This is a genomic window from Mycobacterium sp. ITM-2016-00317 (assembly GCF_002968295.1).
Taxonomy (GTDB): Bacteria; Actinomycetota; Actinomycetes; order Mycobacteriales; family Mycobacteriaceae; genus Mycobacterium.
Window position 1 is genome coordinate 5,821,591 of sequence record NZ_CP134399.1, and the last position, 20,568, is coordinate 5,842,158.

Here is a 20,568-nt window from a genome sequence, read left to right on the forward strand (position 1 = left end):
TGGATATGCCCTCCCCTCAAGATCAGCCGCCGGGAGTCCTGCGCAAGGCAATCGCCGCGTCGGCGATCGGCAACGCCACCGAATGGTTCGACTACGGGATCTATGCCTACGGCGTCACCTACATCTCGATGGCGATCTTCCCCGGCGACGCCGCGAACGCGACGCTGCTGGCGCTGATGACGTTCGCGGTGTCGTTCCTGGTGCGACCGCTCGGCGGGTTCGTCTGGGGACCGCTGGGCGACCGGCTCGGACGCAAACAGGTGCTGGCGATCACCATCGTGCTGATGGCCGGCGCGACGTTCTGTGTGGGCCTGCTGCCGACCTACGACATGATCGGGATGTGGGCGCCGTTCCTGCTGGTGCTGCTCCGGATGATCCAGGGTTTCTCCACCGGCGGCGAGTACGGCGGCGCGGCGACGTTCATGGCCGAGTACGCGCCGAACCGGCGCCGCGGGTTTCTCGGCAGCTTCCTGGAGTTCGGCACCCTCGGCGGGTTCTCGTTCGGCGCGCTGCTGATGCTGGGCTGCTCGCTGCTTCTCAGTGACGACCAGATGCAGGCGTGGGGGTGGCGGCTGCCGTTCCTGGTCGCGGCGCCGCTGGGTCTGATCGGTCTCTATCTGCGCTCGCGGCTCGAGGACACCCCGGTCTTCCGCGAACTGGAGCACGCCGGCGAGACCGAAGACGCGACCGCGACCCAGTTCCGTGACCTGCTCGGCCGCTACTGGCGGCCCATCCTGCGGCTCGGCGGCCTGGTGGTGGCGCTCAACGTCGTGAACTACGCGCTGCTGACCTACATGCCGACCTACCTGGAGACCCGGATCGGGTTGTCGCCGGACCACTCGCTGATCGTCCCGGTCATCGGCATGCTGTCGATGATGGTGCTCGTCCCGTTCGCAGGGCTGTTGAGCGACCGGGTCGGGCGCAAGCCGATGTGGTGGTTCTCGCTGATCGGGCTGTTCGTCGCGGGCGTGCCGATGTTCCTGCTAATGGGCACGAGCATGTGGGGCGCGGTGATCGGGTTCGCGGTTCTGGGCCTGCTGTACGTGCCGCAGCTGGCGACGATCTCGGCGATGTTCCCGGCCATGTTCCCCACCCAGGTGCGCTACGCCGGCTTCGCGATCGCCTACAACGTGTCGACGTCGCTGTTCGGCGGCACCGCCCCCGCGATCAACGACTGGCTCACCGGCAGCACGGGTGACCTGCTGATCCCCGCCTACTACATGATGGGCGCGTGCGTGATCGGCGCGTTGGCGCTGCTGAAGGTGCCCGAGACCGCGCGCTGCCCGATCGGCGGCACGGTCACGCCCGGCACCGCGGAGGCACCCGACCCGGTGCCGCTGGAGAACGCGCGAAGCGACGGTTGAACACCCCCGGCGTTCGTTGATCCGGCCGTAGCCGGGCGCGGGCGCGGCCCCACCCCCATGCGCCACCGGTGAGAGGTATGACCGGCCCCTCGACGCCCCATCGTCGGTCCCGTCCGTCTTTCGGACCTTGCACGGGGCGGCGGCGCGGTTCGGAGCTATCGAGAGAGGCGGCCGGGCAACTGTCACGAGGCGGCCCCCACACCGGGTGTCCCGCACCGAGACAGTTGCGACGGCCCGAATTCTCTACTGTCGGTTCTGCATCCAGCACCCGGCGTACAGGAGGGGAGACCACGCGATGTCCATCGAATCGACGGCGATGCTCGTGCTTGCAGCGCTCGGCCTCCTCGTGCATTCGCTGATCCGTTTCGCGCGTATGCACAACAACTCGCAGCAGCCCGAAGCGACATCGCGGGTTCGATGAAACCAGCTGGAAAACCGCAGTTTTGGCGGTGTCGACAGTGCTGAGCGCCGCCGACCCGGCGCGGTACCGAGCGTCCGACGAGATCATCGACGCCGATGATCCCGGCGTGCGAGAGCTCGGTTCGCGCCTGCGCGAATCCACTCCCGACGACATCGACTTCGCGCGCACCGCCTACCAGTGGGTCCGCGACGAGATTGCCCACTCCGGCGATTCCGGATCCTGGCGAACCACGCTCACCGCCGGGGAGACTCTGCGCGAGGGCACGGGGCTGTGCTACGCGAAGTCCCACCTGCTGGCTGCGGTGCTGCGAGGTCAGGGCATACCGGCAGGACTGTGTTATCAGCGGCTCCGCACCGAATCCGGGCGGTTCGTGCTGCACGGGCTGGTGGCGGTGTTCCTGGACGGTGCGTGGCATCGGCAGGATCCGCGGGGGAACCGCCCGGGTGTCGACGCGCAGTTCTCCGTCGCCGGGGAACGGTTGGCATGGCAGGTGCGGGCGGGCAGCGGTGAATACGACTACCCACAGGTGTTCGTGACGGCCGCCCCCGAAGTCGTTGCCGCACTGACGGGAGCCTCCCGTGGACAGCGCCCTGCGCTTCCGACGGCCCTGGCGCGCTCGTCAACGCCTACCCTCTGACCGCGGTCGCGGCTGCGTGGCCCAGGGTAAGGCCGCGCAGGCGCAGAGGATGACAGCGGCGCCTATCCCCTGCATCAAGGTCAACCGCTCGTGCAGAAGTACCGCGGCGAGCGCGACTCCGACGACAGGTTCGAGCATGCCGAGCAGGCTCATCGGCACCGAGCCCAGCGCCCGAATGGCGTAGAGGGCTCCGCACAGGCCGACAGGAAGCAGCACCAGCCCCTGCAGGAGCGCCACCTGCCATGCGTCGGTCGTCACCGTGAAGCACTCGCCCCTGAGCAGCGCGATACCGCCGACTGCCACCGTCGCACCGGCGGTGACCAGTACGGTCGACAACACGGTGCCGACCTGATGGACCCATCGCTCACTGGCCACCAGGTACAGGGCGTATCCGGTGGCGCTCAGGAACGCCAACCCCACCGCGCCGACCGGCGCGGTGCTTCCGCCGGTCATGGTGATCATCGCCAGACCACTCAGGACCACCACCGCCAGCACGCTCGATGGCCACGGCACCGGGGAGCGGTCGCGCAGCGACACCAGCACGATGACCAGAATCGGATACACGTGGGTGACGACGGTGGCCAGTTGGGCCCCGCCCTGCTGGACGGCCGAGAAGAATGCCAGCACCTGCAACCCGTAGAGCGGTCCGCACAGAAGGACGAGACCGGCGAAGGCGCCGACGGGAATCCGGCGGAACCGTCCGGTGATAGCGCAGAACACGGCGATCGCCGCCACCGCGAAGACACCGCGAAGTGCCACCAGGACACCGGGACTCGCACCACCGGCGAGGCCGAACGCGGCCACCACCGGGATCAGGCCGTAGGCCAGCACCGACGCCGACGCGGCAGCCCAGGGCCGTCCCGGTGAAGCGTCGACGATGGGAGAGGGTGCCGAGGAAAGCTCAGCCGTCACTCCTCGTCGTGACATCCCACCTCGAATCCACGTCTGGTGAAGTCGTTCATCCGCCGGTACAACGTCGACCGTCCGATCTGCAGGATGGCGGCCGCCCGCACCCGGTTACCGCCCGCTTCAGCCAGCGCCTCCCGGATCTGTTGCAGCTCAGCCTCTTCCAGCCGGGACAATGGGCTCCTCGCCAGCATTCGGCGGTGCACCGTGGTGAGGTGGTCCATGCTCACCTCGCCGAAGGGGCTGTGCCGGGCCGCGGTCTCCACGATGTCTCGCAACTGGCGGACGTTGCCTGGGAAGTCCGCTGAGGCCAGCGCCTCGAGCAGTCGAGCCGAGGCCTTGCGCGGACCGGGCGTCACCGCGCCCAGGAAGTGGTCGACCAGTGCCGTGATGTCCTCTCGGCGGGCCCGCAACGGCGGCATGGCGATCTCGATGCCGCACAATGCGGCGATGACGGGCAGCGTCTCGTCGGTCAGTGACCGGGCGGTGAGCACCACGCGAGGTGCCTCCGCCGCGTCCAACACGTCCGCCAACACGGCGCGGCGTTGCGCGTCGAGGCGGTCCACGTGGTGCAGGACGGCCGCGGCGCCTCCCACCAAAGCTTGTGCCAGATCGGCGATCTGGTGCTGGGACTGTGTGACACCACAGTCGACGAACAGGGTCCGGTCGGCCATCTGGGTGGCCATGGTCTCGGCCAGGAGCCGCTTCCCGGTGCCTTCTTCACCGATCACGTAGGCCGGCATTCCCTTGGCGCACACCGTGCTCGCCGCCTCGACCGCGCGGCGCAGGGACAGTGAATCGCCGACGAGTGCGTCGAAGGCATCGCGACGTGTGTTCGCGCGGATACGCCGTGTGCCTCGGGCCGGGGCACTCACGTTGTGGAGTCGAAGCACCGCGCCGATCGGCTTACCGCTGTCATCGAGAGGTCGCACCTCCAGACGCAGCACACGCTCAGGACCCACGGCGAGCTCATGCTCGGCCGCAGAGCCGCGCCGCTCCGATTCGCGGGCATACCCGGCCAGCACGCTGTAGTCGCCCCCGTCGAGCAACTGCGTCGCTCTGCGACTGACGATGATGGTGCGCTCGTCCATCGCGACGACGGCGTCGGTGCCACGTTTACGCACCTCCGACAGGTACGCGGTCAACAGCGCCTGTTCTCGCGCCGCGAGGCGTTCCGCGAGCTGTCGGGTGATCTCGGCGGCGGCGCCCTGAACGATGAGCATGATCGAGCGCGGATCCGACTGCAGCGCGATGTGTTCGGGAAGTGACATGCTGAGCACACCGCGTACCGAACCGCGCAACGGATCTTTGATCGGCACCGAGGTGCAACACGAATCCTGAAGCGCCTCGGTGAAGTGCTCAGCCGTCCACACCTGAACGGCGTGGCCCTCCTCCAGGGCTGTGCCGTCGGAGTTGGTGCCGGTGACGTCCTCGGACATCCGCGCGCCCACCAGAGGGAAGACACGTTCGAGCCATCGCACCACCGACGGTTCACCGCGCGTCAACGCCATCGTGCCCGAGGCGTCCGCCAACGCGATCGAGCCGCCGGTGTCCAGGCACATCCGCTCCAGCTCCGTCAGCACCGGGTCGGCGCTGCGCAGCAGCTGTTCATCGAGATGCGGTTCCGCGACCGCATCGAACACCGTTGTGCCAGGGCTGATCCGGCAGGCCAGACTGCGTCGCCAGGACCGCTCGATCACCGGCCGCAGCTGGGACAGGTCGGTGTTGTGTGGATCTGACACGAACCGCTCCCGCAGCTCGACCAGACGGGCCTTCGCCAACGGCGTGGTCGGAATCCGGGCGGGTTCTCCGCCCGGATACGCACCAGACTGCACCGGACTCTCCGTATCCGCCGCCGATCTCTAGTCGGCGAGTAGTTCTTTCAGCTCGGGCGAGACCTTGCGCGACTGTTCGCGGGCGAACTGCTGGACGTACCACTTGCCGTAGGCCTGCTTGCCGGTCGAACCGCTGCCCTTCCAACCGCCGAACGTGTGATTGCCCGGCCACCAGCCGGTCGTGGCATGCCCGGGGATGTTGACGTTGATGCACCCGGCCTCGATACGACGCAGAAAGGTGCGGGCCTCCTGCTTGTCACCGGTGTAGATGCCCGCGGTCAGGCCGAGCGGGACCGCGTTGGCCGCATCCAGGGCGGCCTCGAAGGAGGCCACCTTGCTGATCGTCACGAGCGGCAGGAAATGCTCGGTCCTGGCGAGGTCGTGGTCCTCTGCAAGACCGGAGATCACCACGGGGTCGACGACGTAGCTGCCGTCGTCGGCGCGCTGTCCGCCGACGACGTCGAGGCCTGCCTCCCGCGCGGCGGCGACCACCCGGTCGTAGCGCTGCACGGCCTCGGCGCTGATCAGCGGGCCCGCATAGGAATTCGGGTCGGCCGGGTCGCCCATGTGCACGTCCTTGGCGCGTTCGGCGACGAGGGCGACCAGGCGGTCGTGGGCGCCGGGCGTGACGAGCACCCGGGACAGGGCGCTGCACTTCTGACCGGCCAGGTCGAACGCGGAGAACACGATGCCGTCCGCGGCGGCCTCCAGGTCGGCGGTGTCGGTGACGATGACGGGATTCTTGCCGCCCATTTCGGCGATGACCGGCCGCATGTACGGCCCGGCGGCCACCTGACGGATGATGGAGGCACCGGCCTCTGCGGAGCCCACGAACGAGATGCCGTCGACATCGGAGGCGACCAGCGCCTTGCCGGGCTCGTCGGCGCCGTGGACGACGTTGACCAGGCCGGTCGGCAGGTCCATCGCCTCGAACAGCTCGTAGGCAGCCTGACCCGACCACGGCGCCTGATGTGAGGTCTTGATGACCACGCCGTTGCCTGCCAGCACGGCCGCGATCCCGGGTCCCGCCGACAGCGCGATCGGGTAGTTGAACGGCGTGATCGCGGCGAAGACACCGTAGGGACGCAGCACCGACTCGACGGCCAGGTCTGTGGCCGTCAGCTGATCCTCCGACCAGGCGCCCGGGGCATCCGCGAAATCGGGGTAATGCCGCGCGAATTCGAGTGTCTCTGCCGCCTCTGCGCGCGCGGGGCCCTCCGCCTTGCCGATCTCCAGCGCGATGCGCAGCGCCCAGTCCTCGGTGTTAGCGATGATGTAGTCGATGCCGCGCCGCACGCGGGCGGCGCGCTCGGCCAGCGGGACGGTCTCCCACTCGCGCTGGGCCGCGCGGCTGGTGTCGACGGCGAGCTGGACGAGCTCGGCCGGCGCGTCATGGCAACCGGTGACGACGCGCGTCGGGTCGGTGGGGTCCTCCCGCTCGATCAGGGGCCCGTCGAGGTAGTGCTTGCCCGCGATCACATGCGGGACGATCACCGGGTCGGAGTTGCGGCGTTCGTCCAGCGCGGCCGCGAAGGTTCCCTTGCTCACGGTGTCGGTCATTTCCGAGCTCCTGTCATCGATGGCCCATGGCCCGGCAACGCCCGCGGGCTCCTCGCGCGGCGGTCCACGTCCTCGGCCCCCTGGGGTGCCGAGGGTGTCGTCGCAGCGTCGAGGGCCCACGGGCGCACGTCCGTGTGGTGTGACGCACGGACAAGCCAATCAATCCGGCACCGGCCGGAACTGTCTCACTTCGGGAATGTGGCTCGGTCAGCCGCGCCGCGGCTGTGGGACCGCCTCAGGGGCCAGCCCCACGCGCGCTGCCACCTCGGTGATCTTGGCCCACGCGCCCGCGGTGATGTCGAAGGTCTCGGCGTTCTGGCGCCGCTTCTGTTGCTCGGGGTCGCCCGGAGCGAGCACCGTGTCGAAGCCGGCGGCTGGTGGGACCGCGTGGATCTGGTCGCGCAGCGCTTCGGCGTCGTCGAGGACGCCGTCGAGTTCGCGGAAGGCGTCGGCGGCGATCGCGATGACGACCAGCCCCTGGTCGGCGAAGATCTTGCCGCCCTTGCCGTCGCTGAGCTGCTGCGATCCGAGCACGACCTTGCCGAGCAGCTCGATCAGCACGGCAAGTCCGAAGCCCTTGTGGTCGCCGAACGTGCGCATCGCGCCACCGTTGTCGAGCGCGTGCGGGTCGTCGGTGGGCACCCCGTCCTGGTCCACCAGGCTCTGGGTGGGCATGCGCTCGCCCGCGAGCGCGGCCACCAGCACCTTGCCGATGGGCGCGGACGCGGTGGAGAAGTCGACGACGATCGGCGCGCCCGAGCGGGTCGGGAAGCCGGCCGCGATCGGGTTGGTGCCGAACAGGCCCGACCGGCCGCCGAACGGCGCGACGAGGCGGTCGCCGCCCATGCCGCCGACGAAGCCGAGTGCGACACAGCCGGATGCACACGCTCGCTCCATGTAGGCGCCGAGTCGGCCGAGGTGTGTGCTGTGCACGAGGCCCGCGATACCGATCCGGTTCCGCTGGGCGCTTTCGCAGGCCAGGTCGGTGGTGAGATACGCGGCCGGATGAGAGAACCCCCAGTTCGCGCTCACCAGCGGTGTCGGGCTGTCAAGGACTTCGGGGCGCGCCGACGGCGTCACGATCCCCCGGTCGAAGTAGTCGACATAGAACGGCAACCGGCTGAGCCCGTGCGAACTGTGCCCGACGCAGTCGGCCTCGACGAGGTGGGTGGCGACGTCGTGAGCGATGTCGCGGGGCGTCCCGATGGCGGCGAGCACGTCGGTTGCCAGCGCCGTGCCCTCGGGGACGGTCAAGGTGATGGGGCCGGTCAAGGTGATCTCCTGTACGTGTGGGTCGACGGGTTCTCAGCTTGGCGACATCTCATCGCCGGCACTGTGCCAGTTCGGTACAGGGATGCGCTGCTCTCCGCACCGGGGCGCTCCAGCCCGGCCGCGGATCCATGAATCTGCCGAATACGCCGCCACCGAATGGCTTCGGCGTAAGGCGACATAGACGGCCATTCCCGGACCGATGCGGGAACGTCGAGCCCATCGCAGACCGATATGCCTCGCAGGGCTAATTAACGTATGGTGACCGCAGGTTCACGGCGTGTCAGCGCCCGGACCACGATTTACCCGAAGGATCCACCCATGCGTTCTCGACCTCGCCTCCCCGCCGGAGCGGCGCGTTGGCGCCGGCACGGCATAGCCTGAGTTCGTATCGCACTGAGAGCCGCCCCCCATGAATCACCCGCGACCTGACGTCCGCGCCCCGTTGTCGCAGCGAGAGCTGCGGGCGCTGCAGGAACAGTTCGTGGCGGATCCTGACCACACCGACCTGTCGGCGCTGCGGCCGGTGATCGCCCGCTCGTGGATGCGCAGCCTTCGGTGCGACGTCAGTCCCGACATGAGGGTCTTCGAGCAGATCCGCGAACCGCAGGTCGACGACCAGTTGATCGCCGGCGCCGAGCCCGTGCTCGGGTATCTGGAGACGATGGCGGCGGACACCGGCGCCAGCATCTACCTGGCCGATCAGAACGGCACCATCGCGGTGTTCCGCGGGGACCCCGAGATCCACCGCCAGGTCGACCGGCAGGTCGCCACCCGCGGCGGCGCCATGGCCGAGGACATCGCCGGGACCAACAGCGACGGCACCGCGGTCGAGGAGGGCCGCGCCGTCCACGTATGGGGGGCCGAGCACTTCTGCGTGGCACTGCAGAGCTCATGCTGCACGTCTGTTCCGATCATGGATCCGCTGCGCCGCTCGATCCGCGCGGTTCTGAGCATCTCGCTGCCCGACGCCATCGGCGCCGAACTCGATCCCCGGTCGATCGCGGCGGTCGCACAGGGTGCGGCGAGCGAGATCACCCAGGTGCTGAGTTCCCGGCTCGCGGTCCGCGAGCAGGCACTGTTGGCGTCCTATCTGGCCGAGGTCCGCAAGCGCGGCGCAGACTCGGTGGTGGTGATGGACGAGCGCACCACGATCGCCAGCAAGGGTGCGCTGAACCTGCTGACCGACAGCGACTATGCCGTGTTGGCGGGGTACGCGCGGGAGTCGGAGCGCGCGGCACAGACGCTCGACCGGGAGGTCACCGTCGGGGCGGGTGCGTTGCTGCACGTGCAGACCCGCCCGATCACCGCCGGGGGTGAGACGATCGGCAGCATCATCCGGCTCCGGCAGCCCAAACAAGGCCGGGCCCGCACCTCGCGGGTGCCCGCGACGCGCGGCCGAACCGACCGGTTCGACGCCCTCACCGGGGAGAGCCTCGCGTTACGGCGGGCGCTGGAGGTGGCGACCACCGCGGTGCGGCGACGTATGCCGGCGTACATCATGGGCGAACGCGGCACCGGCAAGGCGACACTGGGCCGAGCGGTGGCGGCGCAGCTCGCCGACGAGTTCGCCACCGTCGACTGCGTGGCATCAGGTGCCGATGTCGCGCAGGACGTCCGGTCCGCGCTACGCCTCGGCAAGGCCGTGGCGGTCACCCACGTCGAGTCCCTGACCGCGGGCGCCCGCGCCGAGCTGGTCGCCGTGTTCGCCGAACTCGATTGTCCGCCGGCGGTCCTCACCACGACACAACTCAACGACGAGACCTTGGAACTGACGACCGCACTGGGCGGGGTCGAGATCGAGATGCCCGCACTGCGCAACCGGCGCGATGACATCCCGCTGCTGGTGGCCAAGTTCCTCAAAGACGGCGTGCACGGTGTTCAGCGCGTGGCTCCGCCGCTGCTACGTGCGCTGACCGAAGCAGACTGGTCGGGCAACGTCACCCAGTTGAAGGACTGGGTGGACACCGCCGCGGCGCGGTGCACGTTCGCCGAACTCGGCACCCAGAGCCTCAGCGACGCCCATCAACGGACCATCGCCCGCAGCAAGTTGTCTCGCCTGGAAGAGGCTGAGCTGCACCAGATCCGGGAGGCGCTGGCCGAGGCGAAGGGCAACCGGCTGCGCGCCGCCGAACTGCTCCAGATCGGGCGCTCGACCCTCTACCGCAAGATCGAGACCTACACTCGCCGCGGTTTCCTGCTGGAGCCCTGAGGTGGTCGGCATGCTGCGTGTCGCCGACCTGGTCTCCGATGCGTCGCTGGAACTGGACGTGCTCAGCGGGCGCGACGGTCTGTCCCGCGCGGTCACCTGGACCCACGTCGCCGAGATTCCCGACGCCGCACAATGGCTGGAGGGCGGGGAGCTGCTGCTGACGGTCGGGCTCGGCATCCCCACCGAGCCCGAGGCCCAGGTGGCATACCTGGAAGCGCTCGCCAAGGTGAAGGCCTCCTGTCTGGGGATCGGGCATCGTGCTCCCCCGCTGAGCGATGATCTGCTGAAGGCCGGCGACGACCTCGCACTGCCCATCGTGCGGGTCGGGGTGCAGGTTCCGTTCGCCCGGATCAGCCGCATCGTCGCCGCGGGCAATCTCGACCTGAGCCAGAGCCGGCTCGCGCTGCAGATCCGCATTCTGGAGTCGCTGCGCTGGTGGTCCGAAGCCGACGTGGACACCCGGAGCGTGTTCGACCGTCTCGAATCGGTCACTGGCTTCGACATCTACGTCGTCGACAAGGCCGGCCGTCCTGCCCTGCCGGGCATGCGCCCGGCGCCCGCCGGGATCAGGAACGAGATCCCCGGTCTGCGCCGTTATCCGATCATCACCGACGGATTCGGCGCGGTCGTGCCGATCAGCGGGCCGGAGGATTCCTTTGTGGTGCTGCAGCACCGCAGCGACGACGGCGCCACCGGCGTCGTGGTGGCCCGGCAGGTGGCGACGGTTGCAGCGGTCCATCTGTCCGACCACTACCGCCGCCAGGAGGAAGACCTCCGGCGCGGCAGCGAGCTGCTCAACGGTCTGCTCAGCGGTGATCGACCTCGCGCAGGCACACTGGATTATCTGCGCGGCCGCGGCTTCGATCTCGACGCCCCCGTGCGGTTGTACGCCGTGCGCTCCCGTGGCGCCGGCATGTTGGACAGCACCCTGCTGCACAACAAGTGGTTCGGCACCGGGTCCCCAGCCCTGATCTCCGCGGGCGCCGACTACATCCTGATCCTCTGCGACACCCCGCTCACCGAAGCCGCCGGTCTGCTCGCCGCGCTCGACGTCGTGGCCGGGGCAAGCGATTCCTTCCGGTTCGGCGCGGACCTCAAGAGGTATCGCCAGCAAGCGGTGTGGGCAATGCAGAACATTTCTGATGCCACGGACAGTTTGGTGGAATACCAAGGGGCGCGGCAGTTCACACCGTGGTTCAGCATGGGCGCCGAAACCATGGGCGCCGTGATCGAGCAGGTTCTCGGACCGCTGCTACGCCACGACGAAGCCAAAGGCTCCGAACTGGTGCGCACCCTGGAGACCTACCTGCGCCGGGAACGTTCGGTGGCCAAGGCAGCCGAGGAGCTGGTGATCCATCCGCACACGTTGCGGTACCGGCTGGCCAAGATCGAGGAGCTGACGTCGCGCAGCCTGTCGGCGACTCAGGACGTCGCCGAGTTCTGGTGGGCCCTGCGGGCGCGCGGGGTTCCGACGTGATCCGACCCGAAAAGCCGCTGTGCCAATGTGAAACGGTTGAGGGTCGGCTAGGCGCATAGCTTCGACCCATGACCGAAGCACCCCTCACGCGGCCCGATGTCGATGCCGCCACGTTCCGTTCCATCATGGCGGCTTTCCCGACCGGGGTCACCGTGATCACCACCACCGACGCCGACGGCGCCTACCGGGGTTTCACCTCGAACGCCGTCACCAGTGTCTCGCTCGACCCGCCGATGCTGTTGGTGTGTGTGGCCCTGACCAGCGAGACGCTCCCTGTGTTGCGCAGCGCCCGCCGCTTCGTGGTGAACTTCCTCAACAGCACCGCGCGAGACATCTCGAACACGTTCGCACGCAAGGGATCCAACAAATTCGACGGCGTCTCCCACGACGTGCTCGACGGGCTACCGGTACTGACCGAACACACCATCGCCCACGCGGTCTGCACCACCGAGGCCGAGGTCGAGGCCGGCGATCACATCGTCCTCATCGGCCGGGTGTCGGACGGCGGCCTGGTCACCGACACCGATCCCCTGCTCTACTACCAGAGCAGGTACCCCGCCTGGCCTGCGGAGCACTAGCGCAGACGCCGAATGTCCACGGCGCCGACAGGTGCCGTGGACATTCGGGCCGGAGCTAGCGGGTGACGACGTCCGGGAGCGGATTGCCGGCCAGCGCCGCGCGCACCCGGTTCACCGCGCCGGATTGCAGCGCGCCGAGCGACTGGTTCGAACGCCAGGCGATGTGCGGGGTCAGGATGAGCCGCGGCGCGCCCCGCAGCGGATTGTCGGCCGGCAGCGGCTCGGTGCTGAACACGTCGAGCGCGGCCCCGGAGAGGTGCCCGCCGCGTAACGCCTCCGCCAGCGCCGCCTCGTCGACCAGCCCGCCGCGGGACACGTTGACCAGCACAGCACCCTGTCGCATCCGTGCGATCACATCCGCGTCGACGAGGTTGCGGGTGTCGGCGTTGAGTGGGAGGTGCAGGGAGACGACATCCGACTTCTCCAGCACATCGGTCAGGGATGCCGACCGGACCTCGGCGAACTGGGCGACCGGGTCGTAGGCGTGGACAGTGGCGCCCACTGCTTTGTACAGACCGGCGGTGAGTCGGCCGATCCGCCCCATCCCGACGATGCCGACCTCCATCTCGGAGAACTTCGGCGTATCGGTCCCCAGCGATCCGGCCCAGCCTCCTTCATGGATGGCATTGTGCCCGTGCGGAAGCCGTCGAACCAGGGCCAGGCCCATCGCCAGCGCGTGCGCGGCGACCTCTTCGGTGGACGCGTCCGGCACGATCGACACCGGCACACCGGCGGCGGAGGCGGCGTCCACATCGATGTTGTCGTAACCCATGCCGTACCGGACCACTGCCCGGCACGCGGTCATCTTCGTGAAGTCCTCGGCACCCAGTTTCGCGTACGGCGTCATCATCACGATCTCGGCATCGCCGACAGCGCTGTGGAAGTCGTCCTCGTTCGCCGCGACGACCAAGCGTCGGCCGGTCTCGTCGGCGAGCGCCTCTTCACGCTCGAGGTGGGGGAAGTGGTGCGGCGCGATGAGGATCACGCCGGCGCTCTCAGAGTGTGTCACTGGTGCTGTTCTTTCTCGGTGTCGGTTTCGATGATGTGGTCAGTCGGGTCAACGGGCTCGGGCGCCGTCATCAAGCAGCCCCGAGTATCCGAACAGTTGATGCCCCAGGCGGTCCCGCTTGGATCGCAGATAGGCGACGGCTTCCGGGGCTACTTCGACGCACAGCGGTTCCATGCCGCTGACGGCCACCCCGCGCTCGATCAGTCCGTCACGCTTGGCGGGATTGTTGCTCAGCAGCCGAACCGAGGACACTTCGAGACTCGAGAGGATATCGGCGGCGGCGGCGTAGTCGCGGTCGTCGACGGGTAGCCCGAGGACCAGGTTCGCGTCGACGGTGTCCAAGCCCTTGTCCTGCAGGTGATATGCGGACAGTTTCGCCGGTAACCCGATGCCGCGGCCTTCGTGGCCGCGCATGTAGATCAGCACACCGTGTCCGCTCTCTCCGATCCGGCGCATGGCTTCCTGGAGTTGTTCACCGCAGTCGCAGCGCAGCGATCCGAACAGATCGCCGGTGGCGCATTCGCTGTGGATCCGCACAGGAACGTCGACCTGGTGGGACACCTCGCCGAGCACCATCACGATGTGCTCGGCGCCTGTCCGGCGGTCCGGCACCACGGCGATGTCGAAAACGCCGTGTGGAGTGGGCATTCGGGTTTCGAATGGCATCGGGGCCGGACGTTGCGGCTTCAATTGGTGCACGTTGTCATGGGTGGCCGCATCCAGGTAGCCCGCCAGCTCGTCGATGGTGACCATCGACAGACCGTGGTTCCGGGCGAACCGCTCGATGGCTTCCCCGACGATCGGCATTCCGTCGTCATCGACGATCTCGGAGAGCACACCGGCCGGCTGAAGACCCGCGAGGCGACACAGATCGACCGACGCCTCGGTGTGCCCGCGGCGCACGAGCACTCCGCCGTCGCGCGCCCTCAGCGGAAAGATGTGGCCGGGCTTGGTGAATGACCGCTCCGTGCTGGCGGGGTCCACGAGAGCGCGGATCGTCACGGCGCGGTCACCCGCGGAGATCCCGGTGCCGACGCCCGCGGCGGCGTCGACGCTGACCGTGAAGGCGGTCGACTTCGGGTCGGTGTTGCGGGTGACCATGGGTTCCAGCCCGAGCCGGTCGACCAGTGCGCCCGCCATGCCGACGCAGATGATGCCGCTGGTATGCCGGATCATGAAGCCGAGCGTTTCGGGCGTCGCGTACTCGGCAGCCAGGATCAGGTCCGCCTCGTTCTCGCGGTCGTGGTCGTCGGTGACGACGATCAACCGGCCCGCACGCAGATCGGCGAGAGCCTGTCTCACCGCTGCAGGTGCGTTGTCCATAAGTCCTCCTCGACGTGCGGCCGACTGCATTCCCGGCCACGGTGCCACCGGCACGTCGGCCCCGACTGTCCCGTTTTCACACACACTCAGCGCGCCGAGCGGTGCCAGTCCCGCACGACGTGGTCGGCGAAGTCGTGCACGATCGCAGGCAGGGTGCGCCCGGCCAGGTGTGTCAGCGACAGTTGCCGGACCATCGGCGGATCGGTCGCGGCCGCCGCGATCGCGTGGTCTACCGACCGCGGTGACTCGTCGAGAGCGGACACCGGAACGACGCCGAAACCACCTAGCCGCCCGACAAGTTCCAGGACCAGGCGGGTATCGCTGACCTCGACGAGTGGGGCCGGCTGGTTGCCTCCCGAGGCGAAGAAGCGTTGCGCTTCGACGGTGGCACCCATACCGCGGGCCAGCCCGATGTAGGGGAGGCCGACCAGGTCGTCGGGCCCCACCACACCGGCTCCGGCGAGCGGATGCGTGGCAGGCAGTACCACGCGGAGCTCCTCGCGGGTCAGGGGGACGTTCGTGATCTCGTCCTCGGCCTGCGCTTCGCACACCACCACGTCGTATTGAGCCCGCCGGACACCCTCCACGAGTGCCCCACGCAGTGCGGTGATCACCGACCAGCGGGTTCCCGGACGGCTCGCGGCGTATGCGCTGACCAGCGCGCACATACGCGAACCGAGAGACGGCAGGCAGCCGATCCGCACCACGGGCCGCTCACCGGCCCGGATCCTGGCCATCTCGGACTCGGTGGCGGCGACCTCGGCCAGCAGCCTGCGCGCCATCGGGGCGAACGCGCGGCCTGCCTCGGTCAGGGTCACACGCTGACCGCTGCGGTCGATCAGCTCGAGGCCCAGCCCGGACTCCAGGGCTTTGAGGTCCTGGGACACCGCGGCCTGGGTCTTGTAGAGCCTGGCCGACGCAGCGGTCAGCGTGCCGGCGTCGAGGATCGCGAGGAAGGTCTCGACATGCCGCAGCTGCACGGTGACTTACTCGCCGATGGTGTTGCGCACCGATCCGAGCGAGTCGATCTCCACCTCGACCACGTCGTTGGGGCCGAGGTAGACCGGCGGGTTGCGCTTCGCACCGATACCCGCCGGGGTGCCGGTGGCGATGATGTCACCGGGCAGCAGTTCGATGGTGTTGGTGATGATCTCCACCAGGGTGGCGACCGGCCACATCATCGTCGAGGTGTTGGCCGACTGGCGCACCTCGCCGTTGACCCGGGTGGTCACCTGCAGCGCCTGCACGTCGGCGATTTCGTCGAGAGTGACCAGCGCCGGGCCCATCGGGGCGAACTTGTCGATCGCCTTGCCGAGTGACCACTGTGTGGTCTCGTACTGCAGTCGGCGCGAGGTCAGGTCGTTGACGACGGTGAGGCCGGCGACGTAGTCCAGCGCCTCCGCGGCGGAGACCCGCGACGCGCGGCGGCCGACCACGACGCCCAGTTCACCCTCGTAGTCCATCTGGGGGTTCTCGATCGGCGGCACCGGGATGGCGTCGTAGGGTCCGGTGACCGAGTTCGCCCACTTGGCGAAAATCGTGGGGTACTCCGGGATCTCGCGGCCGGACTCCTCGGCGTGGGCCTTGTAGTTCAGACCGATACAGATGATCTTGCCCGGGTCGGTGATCGGCGCGGCGAGGCGCACCTGGTCGAGGGGCCGCGCACCGTCGCGGGCCGTGGCGCCGGTCAGTGCCTTCGCCAGCAGGTCGATCGCCTCGGCGCCGGCGTCGAGGATGTGCCGGACGGAGTCGAACCGGCGGTCGTCGCCGGGCACGAGCTGCCGCACGTCGATCACCTGGTCGTCGACCAGCACGCCGGGGCGCAGCTCGTCGTCAGCGTGGAATGTCACCAATCTCATGTGTTCACAAGCCTTTTCTTCGGAGTGCCGATGTCAGAACAGGGTGCGGCTCTGTTCGCGGACGAACTGCTGCAGGTAGTAGGGGCCGAAACCGCCCTTGCCGGTGGTGCCGCTGGCCTTCCAGCCCGACATCGTCTGGTTCCCGGGCCACACTCCGGTCGTCGCGCCACCCTTGTGATTGACGAACACGATGCCCGCCTCGATCTCGTCGAGAAACCGCTCGCGCTCCTGTTCGTCATCGGTGAAGATGCCCGCCGAGAGCCCGAACGGAATCGCGTTGGCCTCGGTGATCGCCGCGTCGATGTCCGGCACCTTGGTCACGGTCAGCACCGGCAGGAACAGTTCCTCCCGGGTGAGCGGGTGACCTGTCGGCAGTCCGTCGATCACGGTCGCGTCGACGAAGTTGCCCACGGCGCAGTTCACGTTGCCGCCCACCACGATCCGGCCGTCATCACGGGCGGCTGCGATCACCCGCTCGAAGCGGTCGACGGAATGCTCGTTGACCAGCGGGCCGCCGATCGAGGCCGGGTCGGCGGGATCGCCGTACGGGAACGCCGCGACCTCGGCGGCCAGCGCTTCGACGAACTCGTCATACACGGCGTCGACGACGATGGCGCGGGAACAGGCAGTGCACTTCTGGCCGGTCATCCCGAACGCCGAGCGCGCCACTGCCCGGGCGGCCGCGGCGACATCGGCGGTCGCGTCGCTGATGACCGCCGGGTTCTTGCCGCCCATCTCGGCGATCACCGGGCGCACGAAGGGCGGCTTCGAAAGTTCGTCGACCAGGTTCAGGCCCACCTGCGCGGAACCCGTGAAGACCACCCCGTCGATGTTCGACTTGGCAAGCAGCGCACCGGTTTCGCCATCACCCTGGATCAGGTTGAGCACACCGTCGGGCACCCCGGCGTCCTTGAACAACGAGTACACGAGGTCTCCGCAGGCCGGGGTCAGCCCGGACGGCTTGAAGACCACGGTGTTGCCGGTGAGCAGCGCGCTGACCAGCATCGTGAACGGGATCGCGACGGGGAAGTTGAATGGGGCGATCGCAGCGAACACGCCGTAGGGGCGGAACACCACACCCGACCACTGCGCCCCGGCGGGCGCCTGCAGCGGCTTGGTGAAACCGTCGGCGTCCCGGTAGTCCTTCAGCGACACCTCGATCACGTCGACGCATTCGGTGACCTCGGTGATCGCGTCACCCTGCGCTTTGCCGAGTTCGTAGGCGACCAGCGCCGCGATCTCCTCCCGGCGCTCGAGGAGGATCGGGATCAGGGCCTCGATGATCGTGGCGCGCTGTTCGTGAGCCAGTGCACGCCAGGCCGGCAGAGCCCGCCGTGCCTCCGTGACCGCTTTGTCGATGACCGTCGCGTCTGCCGATCCGAAGGTGGCGACGACTCGGCTGCGGTCGGTCGGATCGCGCCGCATGGAGGCGGTGCCCGCCTCGATCGCGTCAACCCCGATGCGGTGCGGGCAGATTCGAGGCACCTGGGCACGCACTGCGGCGAGCTCACTCTCGAAACGAGCGCGGATCTCCTCGTCCTGCAGCCCGTCGGAGTACATGTTGGCGTAGGTCAGCTTGGTCATCAGTTCTCCAAGTTCGCGACGGCATCGGCGACGCGGTCGATGATGTCGTCGACGATGTCGTCGGTCATGGGGGTGGACAGTGCACCCATCGTGTTCTGGCCCAGGAAGATTCCGCGCTCGTAGGCTTCCCACCACACGCTCACCTGTTGTTCGCGGGCTTCCTGTGGTGTGGTGCCCTTCGGGAACAGCCTGAACAACGAGCCGCCGCCGCGGACTTCCCATCCGTGCTGGTCGAGGGCGGCCCCGAGTGTGGTGCGGACCCGCTCGCCGAGGCGGTTGAGGCGGTCCACCTCCGCTGCCGGGTACAGGCGCATGGTGGCGATACCGGCAGCCATGGTGACGGGGTTGGCCGCGGTGGTCCCGCCGTGTTCGAGTCCACCCTGCAGGCTGTTGAGAAGTCCCATCAGGTCCGCCCGCCCGGTGACGGCGCCGACGGGAAGGCCGGCGCCGATGATCTTGCCCATCGCCATCAGGTCAGGGGCCGCACCGAGCGACTTGCCGGCCCCGTCGTAGGCCAGCCTGAGCGAGATCACCTCGTCGGAGACCAGCACCGCTCCGTGCCGGCTGGTCAGCTCGCGGGCGTCCTGCCAGAACGCCTCCGTGACCGCGATCAGCCCAGCCCGGTTCGGCAGGGTGTCGATGATCACCGCGGCGATCTTGTCGCCGTGGCCGGCGAACGCCTCGGCAAGGCCTACATGGTCGTTGATCCCGATTTCGATGGTGTCATCGATCACGTGCTGGGGGATGCCCCGGCGCGACTTCGGACCGCCGGGGATCAGCGCGACATCGGAATGGCCGTGGTACGCGTTCTGGACGAAGACCACCTTGTCCCGCCCCGTGGCCGCCCGCGACAGGCGGACCGCCAGCATCACCGCTTCGGTGCCGGAGTTCGTGTAGCGGATCTGGTCCATGTAGCGCAGCCGGGACAACATCAGGCTGGCGTGCTCGATCTCGTGCATGTTCGGCAGACCGAAACTGGTGCCCTCGGCGGCTGCCTTCTGGATCGCCTCGGTGACCTCGGGATGCGCGTTGCCGTGGATCTGCGAGGTGAAGTTGTTGTTCAGGTCGATCACGGTGCGCCCGGCGTCGTCGCGCAAGTAACACCCGCACCCGCGCACCGCCATCGGGGTGCGGGGCGCGACCGCGAACATCGCCCGGCCGAAGCCTCCCGGCAGCAGGCTGTGCCCGCTGGGTCCGGTGAACATCTCGGCGAAGGGCGCAGCGTTGTCCAAAGTCTCCCGCAGCGTGGACATTCGAATCGTCTCTCCTCACAACTGTCGCCGAGATGGCGTGAACAGCTGTGACGCTAGACAGGCCGGTGCGTCCCGACCATTGGACGAAAATTGAAATTCCGGCGTGGGTTGCGCCGAGAGTCCAAAGCGCGGTGCCCGCGGCTCACGGGTCGATGTGCAGCAGGCGCTCGGCGTTCAGATGGCTGATCTTGGCGCGGTCGGCGTCGCTGACCGGAGCGTCGGCCAGGAAGGCCGTCGCGGTGTCGATGTCCTCGTACGGATAATCGGTGGCGAACAGGACGTGCTCGGACCCCAGCGCGGACAGCGCGCACAGCAGCGGCGCGTCGTCGCAGACCCCGCTGGTGGTCACGTAGAGATTGCGCCGCAGATACTCCGAGGGGTTGCCGAGCTCGAGGTCGATGCCGTGGTGGCGGTGCCAGTCCCAGCGCGAGTCCAGCCGCCACAACGAGTAGGGCAGGCTCTCGCCCATGTGCCCCAGCAGGAGCTTTGCGGCGGGGAAGTCGTCGAACACGCCGCCGAAGATCAGACGCAGCGCGTGGGTGGCGGTGTCGGTGCCCCAGCTCCACATGGGCCCGACCAGCTCGGGATGCCCCGCGATGATGTGCGGGGTGTCGAAACCGTTGGCCGGATGCAGATACAGCGGGATGTCGAGGCCTTCGGCACGCTCCCACACCGTCCGCAACGGCGGGGCGTCCAGGTAGACGCCGAAGGTGTGCGCGTTGACCATGGCTCCGCACAGGCCGAGCTGTCCGACTGCGCGTTCCAGTTCCCGCGCCGCCGCGTCCGGGTTCTGCAGCGGCAGCGCCGCGAAACCGCGGTATCGCGTTGGGTTGGCCGCGACCAGCCCGGCCACGAAGTCGTTGACCTCGGCCGCGCGAGCCACCGCCACCTGCCTGTCCGGTTCGGCCTGGATCCCCGGCGCGGTCAGTGACAGCACTGCGATGTCGACGCCAGCGGCGTCCATGTCGGCCAGCCGCTGCTCGGCGAGGTCGGTCAGCCGACTGTCGCACGCCTGCCAGACCTGCGGCTGGGCCAGTTCGCGGGTCGCATCGCTGTAATGGGCCAGTTCGCCGGTGAGGAAGTGCTCTTCCAACGCGATGGTGCGCACGCCCGCCCCGCCTTCGCCGTGCCCGGTTTCCTGCTGCCGACGCTACGCCGCCCAGCCGCCGGAACTGCCGACTTCGCCACGACTCGTGTCCCAATGTGGGACGGTCGGTCCAGGACCGCTGATTTAGCGTTTGGCGTGATTCGTGGTCAGCGGATCCGGCTGGTGCGAGCGGC

The 20,568-nt window shown here is 68.5% G+C and carries 17 protein-coding genes; 6 read left to right on the top strand and 11 right to left on the bottom strand.

Translation table 11 applies throughout. From position 1 onward, the window contains the following. The first annotated feature begins 5 nt into the window (after positions 1-5). The 3 genes from C6A87_RS27950 (at position 6) to C6A87_RS27960 (ending at position 2,422) form a co-directional block, all read left to right on the top strand. Positions 6-1,364 carry an MFS transporter gene (locus C6A87_RS27950; RefSeq protein WP_311115200.1) on the top strand — a complete coding sequence of 453 codons (1,359 nt, stop codon included), beginning with the start codon at positions 6-8 and terminating at the stop codon, positions 1,362-1,364. A 295-nt stretch (positions 1,365-1,659) separates the two neighbouring features. Beyond that, positions 1,660-1,785 carry a hypothetical protein gene (locus C6A87_RS27955; protein ID WP_311115201.1) on the top strand — a complete coding sequence of 42 codons (126 nt, stop codon included), beginning with the start codon at positions 1,660-1,662 and terminating at the stop codon, positions 1,783-1,785. Positions 1,786-1,813: 28 nt separating this feature from the next. Beyond that, positions 1,814-2,422, top strand: coding sequence for a transglutaminase family protein (locus tag C6A87_RS27960; protein WP_311115202.1), 609 nt, complete (start codon positions 1,814-1,816; stop codon positions 2,420-2,422). On the opposite strand, the gene C6A87_RS27965 is transcribed toward C6A87_RS27960, so the two are convergent. The 4 genes from C6A87_RS27965 to C6A87_RS27980 all read right to left on the bottom strand — a co-directional run bounded on the left by C6A87_RS27965 (position 2,405) and on the right by C6A87_RS27980 (position 7,995). Further along, the gene (locus C6A87_RS27965) at positions 2,405-3,334 is read right to left on the bottom strand and encodes a DMT family transporter (RefSeq protein ID WP_311115203.1); all 930 of its coding nucleotides are present in this window, start codon (positions 3,332-3,334) and stop codon (positions 2,405-2,407) included. The genes C6A87_RS27960 and C6A87_RS27965 overlap by 18 nt on opposite strands. Next, positions 3,331-5,163: a helix-turn-helix domain-containing protein gene (locus C6A87_RS27970; protein ID WP_311115204.1), complete on the bottom strand. Its 1,833-nt coding sequence runs from the start codon at positions 5,161-5,163 to the stop codon at positions 3,331-3,333. The genes C6A87_RS27965 and C6A87_RS27970 overlap by 4 nt, the downstream gene beginning before the upstream one ends. A gap of 27 nt (positions 5,164-5,190) precedes the next feature. After that, the gene (locus C6A87_RS27975) at positions 5,191-6,723 is read right to left on the bottom strand and encodes an aldehyde dehydrogenase family protein (RefSeq protein WP_311115205.1); all 1,533 of its coding nucleotides are present in this window, start codon (positions 6,721-6,723) and stop codon (positions 5,191-5,193) included. A 207-nt stretch (positions 6,724-6,930) separates the two neighbouring features. Continuing rightward, the gene (locus tag C6A87_RS27980; protein WP_311115206.1) at positions 6,931-7,995 is read right to left on the bottom strand and encodes an Ldh family oxidoreductase; all 1,065 of its coding nucleotides are present in this window, start codon (positions 7,993-7,995) and stop codon (positions 6,931-6,933) included. Positions 7,996-8,404: 409 nt separating this feature from the next. On the opposite strand from C6A87_RS27980, the gene C6A87_RS27985 reads away from it, so the two are divergent. The 3 genes from C6A87_RS27985 (at position 8,405) to C6A87_RS27995 (ending at position 12,259) form a co-directional block, all read left to right on the top strand. Next, complete coding sequence (locus tag C6A87_RS27985) at positions 8,405-10,204, top strand: helix-turn-helix domain-containing protein (protein WP_311115207.1); 1,800 nt, start codon at positions 8,405-8,407, stop codon at positions 10,202-10,204. Between the two features lie 10 nt (positions 10,205-10,214). Then, on the top strand, positions 10,215-11,681 hold the full coding sequence (locus C6A87_RS27990; RefSeq protein WP_311115208.1) for a PucR family transcriptional regulator: 1,467 nt from the start codon (positions 10,215-10,217) through the stop codon (positions 11,679-11,681). 68 nt (positions 11,682-11,749) lie between these two features. After that, a complete protein-coding gene (locus C6A87_RS27995) occupies positions 11,750-12,259 on the top strand; it encodes a flavin reductase family protein (protein ID WP_311115209.1) in 510 nt (169 codons plus the stop codon). Between the two features lie 55 nt (positions 12,260-12,314). Here C6A87_RS27995 and C6A87_RS28000 read toward each other — a convergent pair whose 3' ends face one another. The 7 genes from C6A87_RS28000 to C6A87_RS28030 all read right to left on the bottom strand — a co-directional run bounded on the left by C6A87_RS28000 (position 12,315) and on the right by C6A87_RS28030 (position 20,395). Next, a complete protein-coding gene (locus tag C6A87_RS28000) occupies positions 12,315-13,268 on the bottom strand; it encodes a C-terminal binding protein (protein ID WP_311115210.1) in 954 nt (317 codons plus the stop codon). 48 nt (positions 13,269-13,316) lie between these two features. Next, on the bottom strand, positions 13,317-14,591 hold the full coding sequence (gene ribB / locus C6A87_RS28005; protein WP_311115211.1) for a 3,4-dihydroxy-2-butanone-4-phosphate synthase: 1,275 nt from the start codon (positions 14,589-14,591) through the stop codon (positions 13,317-13,319). Positions 14,592-14,677: 86 nt separating this feature from the next. Beyond that, entirely contained in the window at positions 14,678-15,571 is an 894-nt protein-coding gene (locus C6A87_RS28010; protein ID WP_311115212.1) for a LysR family transcriptional regulator, read from the bottom strand. Between the two features lie 6 nt (positions 15,572-15,577). After that, positions 15,578-16,450, bottom strand: a complete 873-nt coding sequence (locus tag C6A87_RS28015) for a fumarylacetoacetate hydrolase family protein (protein ID WP_311115213.1) — start codon at positions 16,448-16,450, stop codon at positions 15,578-15,580. A gap of 33 nt (positions 16,451-16,483) precedes the next feature. Next, entirely contained in the window at positions 16,484-18,034 is a 1,551-nt protein-coding gene (locus tag C6A87_RS28020; RefSeq protein WP_311115214.1) for an aldehyde dehydrogenase family protein, read from the bottom strand. After that, positions 18,034-19,287 carry an aminotransferase class III-fold pyridoxal phosphate-dependent enzyme gene (locus C6A87_RS28025; RefSeq protein ID WP_311115215.1) on the bottom strand — a complete coding sequence of 418 codons (1,254 nt, stop codon included), beginning with the start codon at positions 19,285-19,287 and terminating at the stop codon, positions 18,034-18,036. Before C6A87_RS28025 ends, C6A87_RS28020 begins: the two co-directional genes overlap by 1 nt. 142 nt (positions 19,288-19,429) lie before the next feature. Next, a complete protein-coding gene (locus C6A87_RS28030) occupies positions 19,430-20,395 on the bottom strand; it encodes an amidohydrolase family protein (RefSeq protein ID WP_311115216.1) in 966 nt (321 codons plus the stop codon). Between the last annotated feature and the right edge of the window lie 173 nt (positions 20,396-20,568).